This is a genomic window from Nocardioides sp. NPDC059952, assembly GCF_042730435.1.
In the GTDB taxonomy this organism is placed as follows: domain Bacteria; phylum Actinomycetota; class Actinomycetes; order Propionibacteriales; family Nocardioidaceae; genus Nocardioides.
Map to the genome: position 1 here is coordinate 13317 of NZ_JBHWLY010000054.1, position 20515 is coordinate 33831.

The window sequence follows — 20515 nt, forward strand, 5'->3', positions numbered from 1 at the left end:
ACACTCGCGCTGCCTCCGCGCTCACCGGACCAGGCACGGGCGCTTGGGGTCGAACGTCCACCCCGGCACCAGGTACTGCATGGCGACGCCGTCGTCACGTACGCCGAGCCCGTGCTCGAGGTAGAGCTCGTGCGCGGCCGCGACCCGGTCGTGGTCGAGCCGGATCCCGAGCCCGGGCGCGTCCGGGACCGCGACTGCACCGTCGCGGATCTCCAGCGGAGACTCGGTCAGACCCTGGCCGTCCTGCCAGATCCAGTGGGTGTCCAGCGCGGTGATCTCCCCCGGCGCGGCGGCGCCGACGTGGGTGAACATGGCCAGTGAGACGTCGAAGTGGTTGTTGGAGTGGGAACCCCAGGTCAGCCCGAAGTCGTGGCACATCTGGGCGACGCGGACGGAGCCGGACATGGTCCAGAAGTGCGGGTCTGCGAGAGGGATGTCGACGGCGTTGGTGCGGATCGCGTGGGACATCTGGCGCCAGTCGGTGGCGATCATGTTGGTCGCGGTACGCAGCCCGGTGGCGCGCTTGAACTCGGCCATGATCTCGCGCCCCGAGTAGCCGCCCTCGGCGCCGCAGGGGTCCTCGGCGTACGCGAGCACGTCGTCCTTGCCCTCGAGGAGCCGGACCGCGTCGGCGAGCAGCCAGCCACCGTTGGGGTCGAGGGTGATCCGGGCGTCGGGGAACCGCTCATGGAGCGCGGTCACCGCAGCGACCTCCTCCTCACCGGCGAGGACACCGCCCTTGAGCTTGAAGTCGGCGAAGCCGTAGCGGGCCTGAGCGGCCTCGGCGAGACGTACGACGGCCTCGGGGGTCAGCGCGACCTCCCTGCGGACGCGGTCCCACTCGTCGGCGGCGTCCGGCTCCCGCAGGTAGGGCAGGTCGGTCTTGTCGGGGTCACCGACGTAGAAGAGGTAGCCGAGCATCGGCACGCTCTCGCGCTGCTGGCCGTCGCCGAGCAGCTCGGCGACCGGAACGCCCTGGGCCTGACCTGCGAGATCGAGGAGCGCGGACTCCAGCGCGGTGACGGCGTGGACGGTCGTACGCAGGTCGAAGGTCTGGGCCCCGCGACCGCCGGCGTCGCGGTCGGCGAAGCGCTCCGCGACCTGCCGCAGCAGGGTGCGGTAGCGGGTGACCGGTTGCCCCACGAGCAGCTCGGCAGCCTCCTCGATGGTGCGGCGGATCGGCTCGCCGCCCGGGACCTCGCCGACGCCCTCGCGGCCCTCGGAGTCGGTGAGGATCGCGATGTTGCGGGTGAAGAACGGCGCGTGTGCGCCGCTGAGGTTGAGCAGCATCGAGTCGTGGCCCGCAACCGGGACGACCTCGACCTTCCCAATGGTGGGCACAGTGGTGGTGAGGCTCATGGCAGCTGCAGCTCGCCGTCGACGCGGCGGGCGAGGTGCCACGGGTTGTCGTCGCGTACGGCCTCCGGGAGGAGGGCGGCAGGTACGTCCTGGTAGGCGACAGGGCGCTGGAAGCGCTCGATCGCGAGGCTGCCGACCGAGGTGGTGCGGGAGTCGGAGGTGGCCGGGAACGGGCCGCCGTGGACCATCGCGTGGCCCACCTCGACGCCCGTGGGCCAGCCGTTGAAGAGGATCCGTCCGGCCTTGACCTCGAGCGCGGAGACGACCTGCGCCGCCGCCTCGTTGTCGGCTTCGGTGGCGTGGACGGTCGCGGTGAGCTGGCCCTCGAGAGAGGCCAGGCTGGGCAGCAGGTCCTCGACGGAGTCGAAGCGGACGACGACGCCGGAGGCACCGAAGACCTCGTCGGTCACGCCGGCGAGGCGGGCGGCCTCGACGATCTGGGGCGCGGGGGCGTCGGTCTCCCCGGCGGTGCCCTCGCCGACGACGGTCACGCCGTCGGTGGCGCGGAGGGCGGCGGTGCCCTTCTCGTAGGCGGCGGCGATGCCGGAGGTCAGCATGGTCGCGCCGATGGCCTCGGCGGTGGCCCGGCCGGCGGCGGCCAGGAAGGCGTCCCCCGCCTCGCTCTTCGGGAGGAAGAGCAGGCCGGGGTTGGTGCAGAACTGGCCGGAGCCGAGGGTCAGCGAGCCGACGTAGGCGGCGGCGAGCGCATCTGTGTCGCCCTCGAGAGCCCCGGGAAGGATGACGACCGGGTTGATCGAGGACATCTCGGCGTAGACCGGGATCGGTTCGGGCCGGGCCGCCGCAGCCGCGGCGATCGCCAGCCCGCCGCCGCGGGAGCCGGTGAAGCCGACGGCCTTGATCCGCGGGTCGACCACGAGGGCCTGGCCGAGCTCGATGCCGCCCTTGAAGTCGGTGTCGAGGAGGAAGGAGAAGGTGCCGGCGTGCAGCCCGGCCTTCTCGACCGCGCGGGTGATGGCCTGCGCGACCAGGTAACCGGTGAGCGGGTGCGCCGGGTGGCCCTTGACCACCACGGGGCAGCCCGCGGCCAGCGCCGAGGCGGTGTCGCCGCCGGCGGTGGAGAAGGCGAGCGGGAAGTTGCTGGCACCGAAGACCGCCACCGGACCCAGCGCGATCTGGCGCTGGCGGATGTCGGCCCGCGGGAGCGGGGTCCGGTCCGGGAGCGCCGGGTCGATGCGTACGCCCAGGTGGTCGCCGCGTCGCACGACGCCGGCAAACATCCGGAGCTGACCGGTCGTGCGGCCGACCTCGCCGCTGATCCGGCCCTCGGGCAGGTGCGACTCGGCGACGGCGGCCTCGACGATCTCGGCCCGGGCCCCCTCGATCTCGGCGGCGACGGCTTCGAGGAAGTCCGCCCGGGCTTCGGGGGAGGTGGCGCGGTAGCCGGCGAAGGCCTCCGCCGCGGCGCTGGTGGCCGCGGTGACGTCAGGCTGCTCGGAGTCGGCTCCGGCGATGATCGAGCGGTAGGTCATGGTCCCTTTCCTATCGGGTCGGTCTCTGCTGGTCTCGGGCCGGTCAGGAGATCCGGGCGATCAGGTCGCGCAGCTCGGCGACCTCGTCCTCGCGCAGGTCGGTCAGCGGCGGGCGGACCGGGCCGGCGGGTCGGCCGATCGCGGCCAGACCGGCCTTGACGATCGACACGGCGTAGCCGGCCGTACGGTCCCGGATGTCGAGGTAGGGGATCACGAACTCGTTGAGACGACGGTAGACCTCGTCGCGGTCCTGGGCGCGTACGGCATCGTAGAACTCGATCGCCCACTGCGGCGCGAAGTTGAACAGCGCCGAGGAGTAGGTGCTCACGCCGAGCTGGAGCAGCGGCAGCGCGAACGTCTCCGCCGTCGGCAGGCCGCCGATGTAGATGAGCCGGTCGCCGACCCGGGCGTAGGTGCGGGTCATCTGCTCGATGTTGCCGATGCCGTCCTTGAAGCCGATCAGCGTGGGGTTGCGCTCGGCCAGCTGTGCCACGGCCTCGTCGCGCAGCACCGCGTTGGCGCGGCTGTAGACGATGACGCCGAGGCCGGTCGCCTCGCAGACCCGGCTCGCGTGCTCGACCAGACCCGCCTGGCCCGCCTCGGTGAGGTAGGGCGGCATCAGCAGGATCCCGTCGGCGCCCGCGGCCTCGGCCGCCTTCGCCTGCGCCACCGCGTTGGCGGTGCTGCCCGTCGCCGGCGCCAGCACCGGCACCGCTCCGGCGACCTCGCCGACCGCGGCGCGTACGACCTGGTCGGTCTCCTCCGGGTTCAGCGAGAAGCCCTCGCCCGTCCCGCCTGCGGCGAAGAGGCCAGCGACCGGGAACTCGGCCTGCCAGCTCAGGTGCTTGCGGTAGCCCTCTTCGTCGAACTGGAGGTCCTCGGTGAAATGGGTGACCGGGAACGAGAGGAGCCCACTCTTGAGCTGGGCGGCCAGGTCGGTCGGGCTGTACTCGGTCACGAGTCACGTCCTTCAGGTGTTGGTGATGCGGGTGGTGACCATCACGTTATGAACGTTCGATGATGCTTGTCCAAGCCCGAATTTGAATCTAGTGATGCTTTGGGGGCATCACATTTGGAGGTACGTGGGGTTGGTCTACATCTGTCTCGGACTCTGTCTCGGGGTGGTCGGGGCCGCCGACCCTTTCTCTGAGGGTCTTCTCGACGGACCCCGGAGTAAAGGACGGCCTGCGGCCGCCGGCTTCGCCGGCCGCTATCGCGGTCCTTGACACCGGGGCCCGTCGAGAAAATATTTGGCTGGCTATCGGGGCGGCGGCCCGGGTGTGGCGCAGCGGAATCCTGCTGGGGAGGTGGGGCTTGTGGGGGTGGACGGGTGGCCCTTCGGGCCACTTACCATCCACAGGAGCGATGCCGTTCGCTCACCGCGAAACTGGCTTTTGACCTGCACCTATGGGTGGTTAGATATCCATTCGAAGCGTAGAATCAGAAACATCACGACACACCTCTAAGGGAGGGTATGCGATGAGTCTCGGCCGCGACATCGACCACTGGGGCACCAACCCCGGCGACGCGATCGACGCCGCCCTGCAGGCCATCGAGACTGCCCTCCACGACCTCCTCTCGAGTGACCCCGCGTATTGGCGCACCGGGCAGAAGAAGGACCTGCTGGAACGGTTGGAGAAGCTCCAGGCCCAACAGGCCGCGTTAAAGCTCCGGGTCCTGGCCACGGCCGGCGATATCGCCGAGGAGACCGGCGCCAAGGACGCCTCCGGGTGGCTGCGGACCGAGCTCCTCGTCGACAAGACCATCGGATGCGCCCAGGTGAAACTCGCCACCGCGGTCGCCAAGTACGACCTGGTCGCAGCCGGGCTGGCTGAGGGTGTGGTATCCCAGGACAAGGCCCGGGTGATCACGAAGGCGCTCGACGCCATCGAGACCGACCCGGCCGCCAGCGTCGAGCACCTGAGTCTCGCCGAGAAGCTCCTGGTCGACTACGCCACCCGGTTGACGGCCAACGAGCTGAAGATCGTCGGGAAACGGATCCTGGCCGAGATCGACCCAGCCCGGTTCGAGGAAGCCGAGGCGAAGGCGCTGCAGCGCGAGGAGGACCACGCCCAACGGCGCACGTTCTATTCCTCGCACGACAACGGTGACGGCACCGTCGACATCCACGCCCGGGTCTCTCGTGCGGTCGGGGTCCGACTGCGGACCATGCTCGACTCCCTGGCCCAGCCCCGGAAGTGGTCCGCCGAGGACAAGGGCCGCAAAAGCCCCCTACGACCGCCTCCTCGGCCAGGCCTTCGCCCGCGTGGTCGAGACCTACGACGTCGACCAGCTGCCCCGCCACGGCGGTCACGCCACCACGGTCTTCATCACGATGAGCGTCGAGGACCTCCGCAAGGATCTCGGCACCGCATCTCTCGGGTTCGACGGTGACCAGATCACCGCCGCCGAGGCCCGCCGCCTGGCCTGCAACGCCAACCTCGTCCCCGCCGTCCTCGGCACCAACTCCGAGGTATTGGACCTGGGTCGTACCGCCCGGCTGGCGCATCCGATCCAACACCGAGCATTGCGGCTACGCGATCAAGGTTGCCAAGCCGAAGACTGCGACGCCCCCGCCGCCTGGACCGAGGCCCACCACCTCAAACCCTGGTCCGAAGGCGGGAGAACAGACCTGGGAAACATGGTCCTGTTGTGTCCCAGCGACCACCGCCGCATCCACGACGCCGGCGCTGAGTATGAGCGACTCCCGGACGGACAGATCCGGTTCACTCGACGAACCTGAACTGGTCGTACCCGAACAAGACCACCCCACCACACACGTCCTTCGCCCCTATGCGTCCGCGCCCGCTGAGACGATCGGTGCGCGCTTCCCTGACCCCGGTAGGACTGACCGTCGTCGAACCACTGCCAGCCCTCGAACCGGCGAAGATCGCCGGCCCGGTGCCGATCACCGGACCGCACCCGAGCTCGACGCGGGACCGTGCTGCGCGGGAACGTGCCCCGGTCTGGTCGCGCACCACGCCTGGATGGGGCTACCGCCTGGATGGGGCTACCCCACTGCTACAGATGCTGCCCCAAGCCACGGTGAGGTCCCACGCTCCGCAGCAGAGGGACCAACATCTCGGCGGGGCACAGTGCACAGTGCCCGCAGCGTCGCCGCTGTCACCGTCCGTGCCGCTAGGCAGCCAACCCACTACCCGCCCCGCGCTACCCAGGCTTGTGAATCCTTCACAAGGTGTCATCGTCTTGTAAAAGGCCCGAGACCCCGCCATCCCCCTCAGGGACATCGACGCCAATTCCCAAGCCCGTACCCACCTCAAGGAATCCGCGCCAAACCCCGCCGCCGACCCGATAACCAGCCAAAATTCTCGACGGAGCCCGGTGTCAAGGACCGCGAAGCGGCCGGCGAAGCCGGCGGCCGCAGGCCGTCCTTTACTCCGGGATCCGGCGAGAACACCCTCCGTAACGGGTCGGCGGCCACCAGCCCATGCGAAACCGCACCCCGCGAAAGCCGCCCCTCACCAACCCACCTACCGATTCATCTCGACGATCGCATCCAGCACCCGCCGAACGACCGGACTGACAGACCCCCGAGCCCAGATCGCATGGAGCTCGACCGGCCGCTCGGGATCCTTGTCGAGACGGGTGTCGCCGCCGCCGTGCTCGATGGGGCGGAAGACGACACCTTCGACGTGCAGCGAGCTGGCCGAGACCGGGACGAAGCCGACGCCACGCTCGGCGGAGACCAGGAGCATGGCGGTGAGGACCTGGTGCACGCGCTGCTCGATGCGGGGGTGGGCGTTGGCCAGGAAGCGTACGGAGAGCTCGTGGAAGTAGCGGGACTGCTGGGGGTGGTAGCCGATGACGGGCTGGCCCTCGAAGTCCTCCGGCGTCAGCGGTCGGTCGATCTCGGCCAGGGGGTGGCCTTGCGGGAGCACGGCCATCAGCGGCTCCCGGGAGATGACCCTCGAGGAGAGCAGCTCGGTGTCGAAGGGCGGGCGGGCCAGGCCGATGTCGATCTCGCCGTGGCGGATGCCGTCGACCTGCGCCAGGGTGACCCGCTCGGAGAGCCGCACCTCGACATCCGGGAGCTCGACGGTGAGGCGGCGCAGCAGGGGCCCCAGGATCGAGATCGCCGAGACCGCGGTGAAGCCGAGCCGGACCATGCCGGCCGCTCCCGCATCCACCCGACGGGCCAGGTCGCCGGCGCTCTCGACCAGGTTGAGCATCCGGTACGCCTCGTCGAGGAAAGCCGCTCCCGCACCCGTCAGAGCGACCCGGCGATTGTCCCGCTCGAGCAGCTGCGCGCCGACGGCCTTCTCCAGCTTCTGGATCTGTCGCGACAGCGGCGGCTGCGTCATCCGCAGCCGCTCGGCGGCCCGGCCGAAGTGAAGCTCCTCGGCGACCGCCACGAAAGAGCGCACCTGGTCGAGCGTGATCATCGGGCCAGAGTAGACCACGATGCACCAGGTGGAACACTCTATGCCGAAACGGGCTTGGACCGGTATCGCTAAGACTCTTAGTGTCGGTGGTCACACGACGTCGGGCCATCCCCTGCCACCACCAGCCCGGCCACCAGGACCTAGGAGCAACGATGCGTACGACCACCCACCTTCTCGCCGCGACGGCCGGCGTCGCGGCCCTGGCCCTCTCCGCCTGCGGAGTCTCCAACACCACCGGAGGCAGCGGGGACGGCGAGGAGTATCCCGCCGGCAACGTCGAGATGTACGTCGGTGCCTCGGCGGGCGGCTCCAGCGACCTGATCAGCCGGGCGGTCTCCAAGGGCCTCTCCGACGAGCTCGGCGCCTCGTTCCCGGTGATCAACCTGGAGGGCGCCAACGGTGCGCTCGCCGCCAACAAGGTCGCCAAGGCCAAGGCCGACGGTCAGACCATCGCGATCCAGAACGCCTCCCTGTTCGCGATCACGCCGCTCGCGGTCAGCGAGGACGAGGCCACCGACCTCGGCGACTTCGACGTCGTCCAGGGTGTCTCCCGTGACGACTACGTCATGGTCACCGGCCCGAAGAGCGGCTTCAAGACGCTCGACGACATCAAGGCCGCGAAGAAGAAGGTCACCTACGGCACCACCGGCGTCGGCACGGGCGCGCAGCTCTCCTGCGGCCTGACGTACGGCTCGGCCGGCGTCGAGGCCGAGGCCGTTCCGTTCGACGGCGGCGCCCCGGCACTGACCGCGGTGCTCGGCAACCAGGTCGACACCGCCTGCATCCAGGTCGGCGAGGCGATCGAGAACATCGAGTCCGGCAAGCTGACCCCGCTGAGCGTCTTCGGTCCCGAGCGGGTCGACTTCCTGCCGGACGTCCCGACCGCCAAGGAGCAGGGCCTCGACGTCGAGGTCGCGCAGTACCGCTTCATGACCGTCCCGAAGGGCACCCCGGACAACGTCAAGGACGCCATCGCCGAGGCGATGCAGGCGACGTTCAAGACCGAGGAGTACCAGGCCTTCAACAAGCAGAACAGCCTCACCCCGATGGAGATCTCGGGCGACGAGGTGGTGACCCAGCTCGAGGAGGACAAGAAGCGGTTCGCCGACCTGGTCGAGCAGTACGGTCTCAACCTCGGCGCGAGCTGACCCTCCCCCACACGACGAAGGCAAGACGATGAGCGACGAACGCACCCCAACTCCTGACCAGGACATCTTGGCCGAGATCCAGGCCGAGGTGGCCCATGACCTGGAGGAGGAACGACCTCCTTCGGGCGGACCGGTCTACCAGTTGGTGGGTGCGCTCGTCGTTCTCGTCGTCGGCATCGGCGGCGCGGTGCTCTCCTACGGCTACGGCCTGGGTACGCTGCGCCAGCCCGGCGCCGGGATGTGGCCGTTCATCGTCAGCATCGCCATCACCGCGATGGCCGCAGCGCTGCTCGTCGTCGGCCGCGGGCTGACCGACAGCGAGAAGTTCACCCGCTCCAGCGTGCTTCCCGCCGTCGGCCTGGTCACCTTCATCGGGCTGGCCCTGCTGATGCCGGTGATCGGCTTCGAGATCCCGTCGCTGCTGCTGTGCGTCGTCTGGCTGAGGTTCCTCGGCGGCGAGTCGTGGCGCAGCACGATCATCACGTCGGTCCTCACGGTCGCCGCCTTCTACTTCCTGTTCCTCTACGGGCTGCGCATCCCGCTGCCCCACCTGTTCTGAGCGGAGCCCCCCAGTGGACGTCAACGCATTCCTCGACGGCTTCGGGCTCGTCACCGAACCGCAGAACCTGCTCTACTGCCTGATCGGCGTGCTCATCGGCATGCTGATCGGCGTGCTCCCCGGCCTCGGGCCGGCGGCCACGATCGCCATCCTGCTGCCGATCACCTACAGCATCGATCCGGTCTCCGCGATCATCATGCTGGCCGGCATCTACTACGGCGCCCAGTACGGCGGCACGATCACCTCGGTGCTGCTCCGGCTGCCGGGTGAGGCCTCATCGGTCGTCACCGTCTTCGACGGCTTCGCCCTCGCCAAGCAGGGCAAGGCCGGCACGGCCCTCGGCATCGCCGCGATCGGCTCCTTCGTCGGAGCGACCGTCTCCATCCTCGGCCTGACCCTGGTGGCCCCGGTGATCGCCGGGTGGGCGCTCAACTTCGGTGACCCGGAGTACGCAGCCTTGGCCCTGCTGGGCGTCCTGCTGGTCGCCACGATCGGCAACGGCAACAAGCTCAAGGCGATGATCGCCGCCGCGCTCGGCCTCCTGCTGGCCACCGTGGGCCGTGACAGCTTCACCGGCGCCGAGCGGTTCACCTTCGGCAGCCTGCAGCTGACCGAGGGCATCGACTTCGTGGTCGTCGCGATGGGTCTCTTCGGCGTCGGCGAGATCCTCTACAACCTCGAGGAGCGCCACGGGAAGCCCCACGTACCCGCCGCCGTGGCCAACATCTGGCCCTCCCGCAAGGACCTCAAGCAGTCCTCCGGCGCGATCGGCCGCGGCTCGGTGATCGGCTTCGTCCTCGGCGTGCTGCCCGGCGGTGGCGCGGTGATGTCCTCCCTGGCCGCGTACGCCACGGAGAAGCGCATCGCTAAGAACCCCGAGCGCTTCGGGCGCGGTGCCATCGAGGGCGTCGCGGCTCCCGAGACCGCCAACAACGCCGCCGCGACCTCCTCGTTCATCCCGCTGCTGACCCTCGGCATTCCGGCCAACGCGTCGATGGCGATGCTCTTCGGTGCCCTGCTCATCCTCGGCATCTCGCCCGGTCCGCAGCTGGTCGAGGAACGCCCCGACCTGTTCTGGGGCGTCATCAACTCGATGTACATCGGCAACCTGATCCTGCTCGTCCTGAGCATCCCGCTGGTCGGCATCTTCGTACGCATCCTGCGGGTGCGCCCGGCGATCCTGGCCCCGATCACCGCGCTGATCACGATCCTGGGCGTCTACACGATCAACAACTCCACCTTCGACATCTTCGTGATGATCGCCTTCGGCCTGATCGGCTACCTGATGAAGAAGGTGGGCTTCGAGCCCGGCCCGATGGTGCTCGCCTTCGTCCTGGGCTCGATCGTGGAGGACGGGGTACGCCGCTCGATGCTGATCTTCGACGGGGACCCGACCGGGTTCTTCACCCGCCCGATCTCGGGCACCATCCTGGCCGCCTTCGTCCTGGTCGCCCTCTGGCCCGCCGCCAAGGCGATCCTGGGCCGGCGCAAGACCGCCACCGTCGCCGCGGCCCCGGCCGAGCGCGACGACGTCGACACCCCGACCCGCTGAGCCCGACCCGCTGAGAGAGGCACACACCATGACCATCCTGATCGGCTACGTACCCACACCGGTAGGTGAGGCGGCCCTCGAGGCCGGCCTGGCCGAGGCGGCGGCCCGCGGCGACGACGTCGTCATCGTCAACAGCCCGCGCCGCGGCGCCACCGTGGACACCGACCTCGTCGACGAGGCCGCGGCCGCGAAGCTCGTCGCCCGCGCCGCCGAGGCCGGGGTGAGCGCTCGCGTCGACCACACCACGCACGGCGCCGACGTCGTGGAGACGTTCGACGGTCTGGTCGCCTCGACCGGCGCCCGGCTGATCGTGATCGGGCTGCGCCGCCGCTCGCCGGTCGGCAAGGCGCTGCTGGGCAGCGACGCCCAGCGCATCCTGCTCGACGCCGGTGTGCCCGTCCTCGCCGTGAAGCCGACCGCATGAGCGCCGGCCTCAACGCCAGCCGGATCTCGAAGGTCGTCGTCACCCCGGTCGCGTTCGCCGACCCGCCGCTGCTCAACGTGGTCGGCGTCCACCAGCCGTGGGCGCTGCGCGCGATCGTCGAGCTGCACACCGACACCGGCCTGGTCGGGCTCGGGGAGACGTACGCCGACGAGACCCACCTCGCCCGCCTCGACGCCGTCGCCGCCGCCCTACCCGGACGGGACCCCTACGACACCCACGGCCTGCGCCGGCTCGTCGTCGACGTGCTCGGCAAGGAGACCGGCGGGGCGGGTGCCTCCTTCGGGGGCATGCTCGACGTCTCCTCCGCGGTCGACACGGTCTACTCCCCCTTCGAGGTCGCCTGCCTCGACCTGGTCGCCCGCGAGGCGGGCCGTCCGGTGAGCGACCTGCTCGGCGGCGCGGTGCGCGACCGGGTGCCGTTCAGCGGCTACATGTTCTACAAGTGGGCCGGCCACCCCGGCCAGCCGGACGACGCGTGGGGCGAGGCGCTGAACCCCGAGCAGATCGTCGCGCAGGCGAAGCGCCTGGTCGACGGCTGGGGCTTCGGCTCGCTCAAGCTGAAGGGCGGGGTGTTCCATCCCGACGAGGAGTGCGCCGCGATCGAGGCGCTCCGCGATGCCTTCCCCGAGCTGCCGCTGCGGCTCGACCCCAACGGCGCCTGGACCCCGGAGACCTCGGTCAAGGTCGCCGAGCGGCTGGCCGGCGTCGTGGAGTATCTCGAGGACCCCACCCCCGGGATCGAGGGGATGGCGCAGGTCTCGGCCCGCACCGACGTACCTCTGGCCACCAACATGTGCGTGATCGCCTTCGAGCACCTCAAGCCGGCGATCGCGGCGGACGCGGTCCAGATCGTGCTCTCCGACCACCACCTGTGGGGCGGACTGCGCCAGTCGGCGCTCCTGGGCGGCATCACCGACACCTTCGGGCTGGGCCTGTCGATGCACAGCAACTCCCACCTCGGCGTCTCCCTGGCCGCGATGATCCACCTGGCCGCCGCGACCCCCAACCTGACCTACGCCTGCGACACCCACTACCCATGGAAGACCCAGGACGTCGTACGCCCCGGGGTGCTCGACTTCAAGGACGGCGCGGTCGCGGTGCCGACCGGCCCCGGCCTCGGTGTGGAGCTCGATCGTGACCTGCTCGGCGAACTGCACGAGCAGTACCTCAGCTGCGGTGTGCGTCGCCGGGAGGACACCGTCTACATGCGTACCTTCGAGCCGGACTTCATGCCGAACACCTCACGCTGGTGACCGATCGGTCGATACCTATGAGGTATCGCCTGATGCGATAAGTGCCTTGGACACGAATCGCGCATCCTGACAGTCTCCTGTGACCGGGGCCACACTCGGCTCCGCCCCACACCCCTGGCTGGCAGGAGCAGACACCGGTGACTGAGACCGACTCGGGAAGGACCGGCACCGTCCCGGTCGTCGGATATGCCTACCCCTGGGACGTGATCGGCGATCCTGCGTTCGCCGATCGCGCCCGGGGGCTCGGAGTCACGAAGGTCGCCCTCGCCGCGGCCTACCACACCGCCCGCGCCGCGACCCCGCTCCACCCCGGGCACCGGATCGTCGAGGCTCGCAGCGCGGCGCTCTACCGCCCGCTGCGCGCCGAGGCCTGGGCCGGCGCGCGACTGGTGCCGCCCGCGGCGACCTGGGTCGCGGCGGAGGACCCGTTCGGCGAGGCCGCAGCCATCCTCACCGAGGCCGGGATCGAGGTCGCCGCCTGGATCGTCCTGACCCACTCCACGATTCTCGGGGAGGCCAACCCGGACCTTGCGGTCGTCAACTGCTGGGACGAGCCCTACTCCTACGCCCTGTGCGCCCGCCAGGAGGACGTCCGCCGCTACGCGGAGACCCTGGCCGCCGAGGCCGTACGCGACGCCCCGGTCTCCACAGCGATCCTGGAGGCCTGCGGCCACCTCGGCTTCGGCCACGGCGGGCACCACGAGAAGACCGACGGCGCCTACGACGCCGCCGCCCAAGACCTGCTCTCGATCTGCTGCTGCCGGGCCTGTCGCGAGGACTGGGTCGCCCGCGGGCTCGACCCGGAGGCCACCGTCGCCGCCCTGCGTGACGCGACCGGCGCGGCACCGTCCGGAGCCGGCGTGGACCCGGCCGCGCTGGATGCGATCCTCGCCTCCCGCCATGCCGCGGCCGACGAGCTCCGCCACCGGGTGATCGCGGCGGTCCGCGAGGCCGCCCCCGACATCGCCGAGATCGGCCTGCACGCCCAGCCCGACCCGTGGGCCACCGGCGCCAGCCCGGGTCTGACGCCGACCACGGCCGACGACGTCGACCTGGTCGTCTCCTTCTGCTGGCCGACCACCGAGGCCTCGGTGGAGACCGGGCGCCGGCTCGTCGAAGCCGTCGACGGCCGGGCGGCAGCAGCTGCGTACGTCACCGTTCTCCCGCCGACCACCGAGGACGCCTTCGGTGTCCATGTGCGGGCGCTGGTCGATGCCGGGATCGACCAGATCCACCTCTACCACCTCGGTCTGGCGAGCGCGGACAGGCAGCACCTGCTCGCCGAGGCGACCAAGGTCCCCACCACCGCCGCGACGAGGACGGAGCGACGCCGATGAACACCCGCAACGAGAACGGAACGCTCAGACGCGCCTGGCGCGCGGTCGACACGGTCTTCGAGGCCTTCTGCATCCTGTGCCTGGTCGCCACGCTCGTCATCGTGTTGTGGCAGGTGTTCAGCCGTGAGCTGCTGAGCAACTCCCCCAGCTGGAGCGAGGAGACGGCCCGGATCCTGCTGGTCTGGATCGGCTTCCTCGGCGCCGCGATCGGCTTCCGCGAGGGCGCCCACATCGCGGTCACCTTCCTGGTGGACAAGTTCCCGGCGACGCTCAGGTCGGTGATCGACCGGTTCGTCCAGGTGCTGCTGCTCGGGTTCGGTCTCTTCCTGATCCTCCAGGAAACCCAGTTCGTCATCGACGCCCAGGCGGCGACCCTGGCCGGCACCGGGCTCCCCCGCAGCGTCCTCTACCTCATGATGCCGGTCGCCGGCGCCATGATCATCCTCTACACCGTCCTCCAGGCCTTCGGCATCAGTACCCAGCGGTACGCCGAGCCTGACGATGCAGCCGAGATCGGCTGAGCCGCCGCAAGCCGAAGGACTCCCCCATGCCTATCGATCCACTTGCCATCGCCATCTTGCTGGGTGGCTTCGCCGTCCTCGTCCTGCTCCGCGTCCCGGTCGCCCTGGCGCTCGCCCTGGCCGCCATCTTCGAGGCGCTCTACATCGGCCTGCCACTGACCACCGTCGGCCAGCGGATGGTCGCCGGTCTCGACACCTTCGCCCTGCTGGCCATCCCGTTCTTCATCCTCGGCGGCGAGATCATGGGCACGGGCGGGATCTCCCGCCGCCTGATCGCCCTGGCCGGGCTGCTCGTCGGCTGGGTCCGCGGCGGCCTCGGGATGGTCAACATCGGCGCCAGCACCTTCTTCGGTGCCCTGTCCGGCTCCTCGGTCGCGGACGTCTCCGCGATCGGGTCGGTGACGATCCCGATGATGAAGAAGCGCGGCTACGACACCGACTACGCGGTCGCCGTCACCGTCTCCGGCGCCACCCAGGCGGTCATGATCCCGCCGAGCCACAACCTGATCATCTACTCGATGGCAGCGGGCGGCGTCTCGATCGGCGCCCTGTTCACGGCGGGCGTGATCCCGGGGCTCCTGCTCGGTGCGTCGCTGATGGTGATGGCCTACATCGTGGCGGTCAAGCGCGGCTACCCGAAGGAGGAGCTGGTCCCGCTCAAGGACGTACCGAAGATCATCGGCGAGGGCCTGCTCAGCCTGCTGATGCCGGTGATCATCCTGGGCGGCATCCTCAGCGGCATCTTCACCGCGACCGAGTCGGCTGCGATCGCCTGCCTGTACGCCTTCATCCTGACCTTCTTCGTCTACCGCGACCTGCCGCTCAAGGCGATGATCCCGATCCTGCAGAGCGCCCTGCGCACCCTCGGCGTGGTGCTGTTCATCATCGCGGCGGCGGGTGCCTTCGGCTACTTCCTGGCCTTCCTGCAGGTGCCGGCGCTGGCCACCGACGCCCTCCTCGGCATCTCCGACAACATCGTCGTGGTGCTGCTGCTGATCAACCTGCTGCTGCTCGTGCTCGGCGCGATCATGGACATGGCTCCGCTCATCGTGATCATGACGCCGATCCTGCTGCCGGTCGCCACGGGGCTCGGCATGGACCCGGTCCAGTTCGGGATCATGCTCGTCTTCAACCTGGCCATCGGGCTGATCACCCCGCCGGTCGGCAACGTCCTCTTCGTCGGCTGCGCCATCGGACGTACGTCCATCGAGAAGGTCATCAAGATGGTCGGCCTCTTCCTCATCCCGATGCTCATCGTCCTGCTGCTGATCACGTACGTCCCGTTCTTCTCGCTCGCCCTCCCCGATGCGCTCGGCCAGTAGTCACCATCGAAAGGACCCAACCATGAACACCTCATCCCCCACGCCGCTCGCCCGGCGCTCCCTGTTCAAGGCCGGCGCCTTCGGTGCCGCCGCGGTCGCCGGCGGCCTCGCCCTCAGCGCGTGCGGCGGCGGGTCTCTCGCCGGCAGCGGCGGCGGAGGCGGAGGCTCGAAGACCTTCAAGCTCGCCGAGACCCATCCCGACGACTACCCGACCACGCTGGGCGACAAGAAGTTCGCCGAGCTGGCCGAGAAGTACAGCGACGGCCGGATCAAGATCCAGGTCTACCCCAACGCCCAGCTCGGCGAGGAGTCCGACGCGATCGAGCAGGTGCAGATGGGCTCGATCGAGATGACCCGGATCAGCTCGGCCCCGATGGGCGAGTTCGTGCCCGCGATGGGGCTGTTCAGCCTGCCGTACCTCTTCGACGACGCCGACCACCTGTGGCGCTTCCTCGAGAGCGAGAGCGGCAAGAAGCTGCTCGGCGAGGCCGACGGCGCCGGCTTCAAGGGGCTGGGCTACTTCGACCCCGGTGCCCGCAGCTTCTACACCTCGAAGAAGCCCATCACGGCGCCGGCCGACGTCAAGGGACTCAAGATCCGGGTCCAGGAGTCGCAGGTGCAGATCGACTTCATCAAGGCTCTCGGCGGCTCCCCCACCCCGATGGACTACGGCGAGGTCTACAGCTCGCTGCAGAGCGGACTGCTCGACGGTGCCGAGAACAACGAGCCCTCCTACTACTCCGCGTCCCACTACGAGGTCGCGAAGAACTACACGCTGGACCGGCACATGCGCGTCGCCGAGGTGCTCCTCATCAACAAGGACACCTGGGACGGGCTCGACTCCAAGGATCAGGAGGCGCTGCAGAAGGCCGCCGACGAGGCCGCCCCGTTCCAGCGGGAGAAGTGGGACGCCCAGGTCGAGACCGACCTGGAGAAGCTCCGCGGCGAGGGCGTCACGGTCAACGAGATCAGCGACCTCGCGCCCTGGCGCGAGGCGACCCAGTCGGTCATCGACAGGCACGGCGCGGACCTGGGCGACTACATCGCCGCCGTCGAGGAGCTGCGCAGCGCATGACGGAGACCGTTCTGATCACCGGGGCCAGCGGCGTCGTCGGGCGGCTGATGCGCACTCGCCTGGCCCGTGAGGGCCGGGTGCTTCGCCTCCTCGACGTCGTACGTCCCGAGCCTCCCGCCGAGGGCGAGGCCGTCGAGGTCATCGAGGCGTCGGTGACCGACGAGGCGGCGATGAGTGCTGCCTGCGAGGGCGTCGAGGCGATCATCCATCTGGGCGGCATCAGCGTCGAGGGGCCCTGGGCCGACATCCTCTCGGCGAACATCGACGGCACCCGGGTGGTCCTGGAGGCCGCCCGGGACGCCGGGGTGGCGCGCGTGGTGCTCGCCTCGAGCAACCACGCCGCCGGTTTCTACGACCTCGACACGGTGCGCTCCGAGGGCCCCGCCGAGGGGCTGGCCGCCGGCGCCTTTCCGCGACCGGACACCTACTACGGGGTCAGCAAGGTCGCGATGGAGGCGCTCGGCAGCCTCTTCCACGACCGCTACGGCATCGATGTGACCGCGCTGCGGATCGGCTCGTGCTTCGAGAGGCCCTGGGACCGCCGCTCGCTGTGGACGTGGATGTCACCCGACGACGGCGCGCGGCTCCTCGAGGCGTGCCTGGCCACTCCCGAGCCCGGCTTCCGGGTGGTGTGGGGCATCTCCCGCAACACCCGTCGCTGGTGGTCGCTGGAGGCCGGTGAGGCGATCGGCTACCACCCGCAGGACGACTCCGAGATCTTCGCCGCCGAACTGCTCGGCGATGCGATCGACGATGGTCCGCAGGGTCCTGAGGAGCGCCTGGCCGGAGGGAAGTTCTGCTTCACGCCGCTGGGTGAGCAGCAACAGAAATAGACCCCATGGGGAACGGGTGGTCCGGCTGTCGCCGGGCCACCCGTTCTCCTTTTCCCAGGGTCACTGCCGCAGACGCCGGCGGGTGCTGCCCAGATGCACCCGCATCGCCGCCCGGGCGGTGTCGGCGTCACCGGCGAGGATCGCGGCCGCGACGTTGTCGTGCTCGCGCTGCACCCGCTCGACGTGGAGCGCGTCGCTGGGCGAGTAGGCGTCGCCGAGCCGGGTGCGGGGCAGCATGATCATCATCGGGCCCAGCGAGTCCATCAGGTCGAGGTAGAAGCGGTTGCCGGTCGCGGCCGCGACGGCACGGTGGAAGGCGAAGTCGGCCTCCACGGCGCCGTCGGGATCCGCGGCAGCCAGCGCCGCGAGCGCCTCCTCGATGGCGCGCGAGCCCTGCTCGTCGAGGTGGGCGGCGGCCAGGGCCGCCGCCTCACACTCGACGCCGAGCCGGAAGTCGACCATGTCGAGCACGTCGTGCTGCGTACGGATCGCGGAGGACTCCAGCGCGAACGGCGAGGGCGCCGGGACCGCCAGGACGAACGAGCCGCGACCCTGGAAGGTCTCGACGAGACCCTCGGCGCGCAGCCGGGTGACCGCCTCGCGCGCCACCGTCCGCGACACCCCGTACGTCCCGACCAGGTCGGACTCCGAGGGCAGCTTCTCACCCGGCGCGAGGTCTCCGGCGAGGATCTGGTCCTTGATCCCGGAGACGACGCGATCGGCCAGCCCGGCGCTAACTGTCATGCCGAGAACTTAGCCGTCTCCACGGTGTGCTTGCGCATCTGGTCGCTGAGCGTGAAGCCGAGACCCGGGCGGTCCGGCACCCACATCTGGCCGTCGTGGATGTCGATGCGCTCCTCGAAGAGCGGGTTGAGCCACTCGAAGTGCTCCACCCACGGCTCGGTCGGGTAGGCCGCGGCGAGGTGGAGGTGGATCTCCATCGCGTAGTGCGGCGCGAGCGCCAGACCGGCGTGGGCGGCGAGGGTGGCGAACTTCAGGAACGGGGTGATCCCGCCGATGCGCGGCGCGTCGGGCTGCACGATGCCGCGGTAGCCGGCGTCGATCAGCGCCATGTGCTCGGGCACCGAGGTCAGCATCTCGCCGGTGGCGATCGGGGTGTCGAACGTACGCGACAGGTCGGCGTGGCCGACGGCGTCCCAGGCGTCGAGGGGCTCCTCGATCCAGATCAGGTCGAACTGCTCGAGCTCGCGGCACATCCGGCGGGCGCGGGCGCGGTCCCACTGCTGGTTGGCGTCGACCATGAGCGGGGTGTCGCCGAGGTGCTCGCGCAGCGCGGCGACGCGACGCAGGTCCTCGGCCCAGTCGGGCTGGCCGACCTTGATCTTGATGCCGCCGATCCCGGCCTCCAGCGACGCGGTGGCCTTCTCCTTGATCTCCTCGACGCTCGCCTGGAGGAAGCCGCCGGAGGTGTTGTAGACGCGGCAGGAGTCGCGGTGCGCACCCAGCAGCTTGGCCAGCGGCAGGCCGGCGCGGCGGGCCTTGAGGTCGTAGAGCGCCACGTCGAGAGCGGCCACGGCCTGGGTCGCCACACCGCTGCGGCCGACGGAGGCGCCGGCCCACATCAGCGACTCGTAGATCTTGGCGATGTCGGAGGGGTCCTGGCCGATGGCGACCTGGGCGATCTCCTTGAGGTGGGCGTACTGCGCCGGGCCACCGGCGCGCTTGGAGTAGCTGAACCCCATGCCCTCGAAGCCCTGCTCGGTGGTCACCTCGACGAAGAGCAGCACGGTCTCGGTGAGCGGCTTCTGCCGCCCGGTGAGCACCTTGGCATCACTGACCGGGTTCTCGAGCGGGAGGACGACGTGGGAGAGGGTCAGTGACGTGATGCGGTCGGCGGCCATGGCGGGATGCTCCTCGATGGGCTAAGTTGTATGACAAGTTCAGAACTTATCCGATGAGTGGTGAGGAGTCCAGAGCGTGCCCGATTCTCAGGTCGTACGGCAGGTCGTCCGGCAGGTCCCCCGATGGCGCGATCTCGCGCCCTTCCTGCGGCCGCGGCCGTTCCGCTGGCGGGCCGCCGACCGGCGGCTGGCGCGCTGTCTCAGCGTCGACGACCTGGAGCGGGCCGCCCGCCGGCGGGTGCCGACGGCGGTCTGGGACTACGTCTACGGCGGCTCGGACGGCGAGCACGCGATGCACCGGAACCGGGCGGCCTTCGACCGCGTCGAGCTGCGGCCCACGGCCTTCGGCCAGGTGGCCGAGCCGGAGGTGCGTACCTCGATCCTGGGTCGGCCCGCGGCGGCACCCATCGTGCTGGCGCCGACCGGCTACACCCGGCTCAGCCACCACACCGGCGAGCGGGCGGTCGCCGCGGCGGCGGCCGCGGCGGGGTTGCCCTACACGCTCTCGACGTACGCGACGACCTCGATCACCGACGTCGCCCACGCGGCGCCGCAGGGACGCAACTGGTTCCAGGTCTATCTGATGAAGGACCGGGCGGTGACGCTCGACCACATCACCGAGGCGGCCTCGCAGGGTTATGAGGCGCTGATGCTGACCATCGACACGACCGTGACCGGGATGAAGCGCAAGGACAAGCTCAACGGGTTCGCGATCCCGCCCCAGCTGAGCCTGCGTACGTTCGCGGGCATGGCCCGCCACCCCGGCTGGGTCGCCGACATCCTGACCACCGAGCCGCTGCGGTTCGCGACGTTCCCCGAGGGGTCGCACTACGGCCGGTGGGGCATGTCCAACGAGCTGCGCGAGCAGGCGATCCGGCCCTCGGACATCGGCTGGCTCAAGGAGCACTGGGACGGCCCGGTGGTGGTCAAGGGTGTGCTCTCGGTCGCCGACGCGGTCGCCTGCGTCGAGGCCGGCGCCGACGCCGTGGTGCTGTCCAACCACGGCGGCCGTCAGCTCGACCGCGCCCCGGTTCCGCTGGAGCTGCTGCCGGCCGTGGTCGACGCGGTCGGCGACCTGGCCGAGGTCTACATCGACTCCGGGGTCCGCTCCGGCGGCGACATCGCGGCCGCGCTCGGGCTCGGGGCCCGCGGCGTGGTGATCGGCCGCCCCTATCTCTACGGCCTGATGGTCGCCGGCCAGCAGGGGGTCGACGCCACCCTGACGCTGCTGGTCGAAGAGCTGCGCCGAGCGATGTGCCTGCTCGGCACCCCCGACATCGCCGCGATCGGCCCCGAGCACGTACGCCTGCGGTCCGCATGACCGCGCCCGCCTCCCCCACCCGACCCGAGGAGAAC

Annotated in this window: 19 protein-coding genes; 13 read left to right on the forward strand and 6 right to left on the reverse strand. The window is 70.1% G+C overall.

Features of this window, described 5'->3' with window-relative positions; translation table 11 throughout:
* Positions 1–21: 21 nt before the first annotated feature.
* Genes ACFV9G_RS21375 through kdgD form a run of 3 tightly spaced genes read right to left on the reverse strand, consistent with a single transcriptional unit; the run spans position 22 to position 3807 of the window.
* A complete protein-coding gene (locus tag ACFV9G_RS21375; RefSeq protein ID WP_378729633.1) occupies positions 22–1359 on the reverse strand; it encodes an enolase C-terminal domain-like protein in 1338 nt (445 codons plus the stop codon).
* On the reverse strand, positions 1356–2849 hold the full coding sequence (locus ACFV9G_RS21380) for an aldehyde dehydrogenase (NADP(+)) (protein WP_378729635.1): 1494 nt from the start codon (positions 2847–2849) through the stop codon (positions 1356–1358). The genes ACFV9G_RS21375 and ACFV9G_RS21380 overlap by 4 nt, the downstream gene beginning before the upstream one ends.
* 43 nt (positions 2850–2892) lie before the next feature.
* Positions 2893–3807, reverse strand: a complete 915-nt coding sequence (gene kdgD, locus ACFV9G_RS21385) for a 5-dehydro-4-deoxyglucarate dehydratase (RefSeq protein WP_378729637.1) — start codon at positions 3805–3807, stop codon at positions 2893–2895.
* A gap of 521 nt (positions 3808–4328) precedes the next feature.
* Between kdgD and ACFV9G_RS21390 the strand changes: the two genes are divergently transcribed.
* Complete coding sequence (locus ACFV9G_RS21390; protein WP_378729639.1) at positions 4329–5243, forward strand: DUF222 domain-containing protein; 915 nt, start codon at positions 4329–4331, stop codon at positions 5241–5243.
* On the forward strand, positions 5185–5592 hold the full coding sequence (locus tag ACFV9G_RS21395) for an HNH endonuclease (RefSeq protein ID WP_378729641.1): 408 nt from the start codon (positions 5185–5187) through the stop codon (positions 5590–5592). The genes ACFV9G_RS21390 and ACFV9G_RS21395 overlap by 59 nt, the downstream gene beginning before the upstream one ends.
* Positions 5593–6340: 748 nt before the next feature.
* On the opposite strand, the gene ACFV9G_RS21400 is transcribed toward ACFV9G_RS21395, so the two are convergent.
* Positions 6341–7252 (reverse strand): LysR family transcriptional regulator, encoded by a 912-nt coding sequence (locus tag ACFV9G_RS21400; RefSeq protein WP_378729643.1) that lies wholly within the window; start codon positions 7250–7252, stop codon positions 6341–6343.
* 152 nt (positions 7253–7404) lie between these two features.
* Between ACFV9G_RS21400 and ACFV9G_RS21405 the strand changes: the two genes are divergently transcribed.
* The 10 genes from ACFV9G_RS21405 (at position 7405) to ACFV9G_RS21450 (ending at position 17297) form a co-directional block, all read left to right on the forward strand.
* Entirely contained in the window at positions 7405–8400 is a 996-nt protein-coding gene (locus ACFV9G_RS21405; RefSeq protein ID WP_378729645.1) for a tripartite tricarboxylate transporter substrate binding protein, read from the forward strand.
* 28 nt (positions 8401–8428) lie between these two features.
* The gene (locus ACFV9G_RS21410; protein WP_378729647.1) at positions 8429–8959 is read left to right on the forward strand and encodes a tripartite tricarboxylate transporter TctB family protein; all 531 of its coding nucleotides are present in this window, start codon (positions 8429–8431) and stop codon (positions 8957–8959) included.
* A 13-nt stretch (positions 8960–8972) separates the two neighbouring features.
* Entirely contained in the window at positions 8973–10511 is a 1539-nt protein-coding gene (locus ACFV9G_RS21415; RefSeq protein ID WP_378729649.1) for a tripartite tricarboxylate transporter permease, read from the forward strand.
* A gap of 28 nt (positions 10512–10539) precedes the next feature.
* Positions 10540–10935: a universal stress protein gene (locus tag ACFV9G_RS21420; RefSeq protein ID WP_091048245.1), complete on the forward strand. Its 396-nt coding sequence runs from the start codon at positions 10540–10542 to the stop codon at positions 10933–10935.
* On the forward strand, positions 10932–12209 hold the full coding sequence (locus ACFV9G_RS21425) for a glucarate dehydratase family protein (protein WP_378729651.1): 1278 nt from the start codon (positions 10932–10934) through the stop codon (positions 12207–12209). The genes ACFV9G_RS21420 and ACFV9G_RS21425 overlap by 4 nt, the downstream gene beginning before the upstream one ends.
* 137 nt (positions 12210–12346) lie before the next feature.
* A complete protein-coding gene (locus ACFV9G_RS21430) occupies positions 12347–13546 on the forward strand; it encodes a hypothetical protein (protein WP_378729653.1) in 1200 nt (399 codons plus the stop codon).
* Entirely contained in the window at positions 13543–14067 is a 525-nt protein-coding gene (locus ACFV9G_RS21435) for a TRAP transporter small permease (RefSeq protein WP_378729655.1), read from the forward strand. The genes ACFV9G_RS21430 and ACFV9G_RS21435 overlap by 4 nt, the downstream gene beginning before the upstream one ends.
* Positions 14068–14093: 26 nt before the next feature.
* Positions 14094–15389: a TRAP transporter large permease gene (locus ACFV9G_RS21440; protein WP_378729657.1), complete on the forward strand. Its 1296-nt coding sequence runs from the start codon at positions 14094–14096 to the stop codon at positions 15387–15389.
* A gap of 22 nt (positions 15390–15411) precedes the next feature.
* Positions 15412–16464: a TRAP transporter substrate-binding protein gene (locus ACFV9G_RS21445; RefSeq protein WP_378729659.1), complete on the forward strand. Its 1053-nt coding sequence runs from the start codon at positions 15412–15414 to the stop codon at positions 16462–16464.
* Positions 16461–17297, forward strand: coding sequence for an NAD-dependent epimerase/dehydratase family protein (locus ACFV9G_RS21450; protein WP_378729661.1), 837 nt, complete (start codon positions 16461–16463; stop codon positions 17295–17297). The genes ACFV9G_RS21445 and ACFV9G_RS21450 overlap by 4 nt, the downstream gene beginning before the upstream one ends.
* 60 nt (positions 17298–17357) lie before the next feature.
* Here ACFV9G_RS21450 and ACFV9G_RS21455 read toward each other — a convergent pair whose 3' ends face one another.
* A complete protein-coding gene (locus ACFV9G_RS21455; RefSeq protein ID WP_378729663.1) occupies positions 17358–18041 on the reverse strand; it encodes a FadR/GntR family transcriptional regulator in 684 nt (227 codons plus the stop codon).
* On the reverse strand, positions 18038–19159 hold the full coding sequence (locus tag ACFV9G_RS21460; protein ID WP_378729665.1) for a mandelate racemase/muconate lactonizing enzyme family protein: 1122 nt from the start codon (positions 19157–19159) through the stop codon (positions 18038–18040). The genes ACFV9G_RS21455 and ACFV9G_RS21460 overlap by 4 nt, the downstream gene beginning before the upstream one ends.
* Positions 19160–19235: 76 nt before the next feature.
* Here ACFV9G_RS21460 and ACFV9G_RS21465 point away from each other — a divergent pair, with 76 nt between their 5' ends.
* The gene (locus tag ACFV9G_RS21465; protein WP_378729667.1) at positions 19236–20480 is read left to right on the forward strand and encodes an alpha-hydroxy acid oxidase; all 1245 of its coding nucleotides are present in this window, start codon (positions 19236–19238) and stop codon (positions 20478–20480) included.
* Positions 20481–20515: the final 35 nt, after the last annotated feature.

Excerpts from the sequence above, each read along its gene's own strand:
- ACFV9G_RS21440 (WP_378729657.1), top strand. The coding sequence starts at position 14,094 with ATGCCTATCGATCCACTTGCCATCGCCATCTTGCTGGGTGGCTTCGCC.
- ACFV9G_RS21435 (WP_378729655.1), top strand. The coding sequence starts at position 13,543 with ATGAACACCCGCAACGAGAACGGAACGCTCAGACGCGCCTGGCGCGCG.
- ACFV9G_RS21390 (WP_378729639.1), top strand. The coding sequence starts at position 4,329 with ATGAGTCTCGGCCGCGACATCGACCACTGGGGCACCAACCCCGGCGAC.
- ACFV9G_RS21460 (WP_378729665.1), bottom strand. The coding sequence starts at position 19,159 with ATGGCCGCCGACCGCATCACGTCACTGACCCTCTCCCACGTCGTCCTC.
- ACFV9G_RS21380 (WP_378729635.1), bottom strand. The coding sequence starts at position 2,849 with ATGACCTACCGCTCGATCATCGCCGGAGCCGACTCCGAGCAGCCTGAC.
- ACFV9G_RS21455 (WP_378729663.1), bottom strand. The coding sequence starts at position 18,041 with ATGACAGTTAGCGCCGGGCTGGCCGATCGCGTCGTCTCCGGGATCAAG.
- ACFV9G_RS21400 (WP_378729643.1), bottom strand. The coding sequence starts at position 7,252 with ATGATCACGCTCGACCAGGTGCGCTCTTTCGTGGCGGTCGCCGAGGAG.
- ACFV9G_RS21395 (WP_378729641.1), top strand. The coding sequence starts at position 5,185 with ATGAGCGTCGAGGACCTCCGCAAGGATCTCGGCACCGCATCTCTCGGG.
- ACFV9G_RS21405 (WP_378729645.1), top strand. The coding sequence starts at position 7,405 with ATGCGTACGACCACCCACCTTCTCGCCGCGACGGCCGGCGTCGCGGCC.
- ACFV9G_RS21410 (WP_378729647.1), top strand. The coding sequence starts at position 8,429 with ATGAGCGACGAACGCACCCCAACTCCTGACCAGGACATCTTGGCCGAG.
- ACFV9G_RS21375 (WP_378729633.1), bottom strand. The coding sequence starts at position 1,359 with ATGAGCCTCACCACCACTGTGCCCACCATTGGGAAGGTCGAGGTCGTC.
- ACFV9G_RS21450 (WP_378729661.1), top strand. The coding sequence starts at position 16,461 with ATGACGGAGACCGTTCTGATCACCGGGGCCAGCGGCGTCGTCGGGCGG.
- ACFV9G_RS21420 (WP_091048245.1), top strand. The coding sequence starts at position 10,540 with ATGACCATCCTGATCGGCTACGTACCCACACCGGTAGGTGAGGCGGCC.
- ACFV9G_RS21425 (WP_378729651.1), top strand. The coding sequence starts at position 10,932 with ATGAGCGCCGGCCTCAACGCCAGCCGGATCTCGAAGGTCGTCGTCACC.
- ACFV9G_RS21445 (WP_378729659.1), top strand. The coding sequence starts at position 15,412 with ATGAACACCTCATCCCCCACGCCGCTCGCCCGGCGCTCCCTGTTCAAG.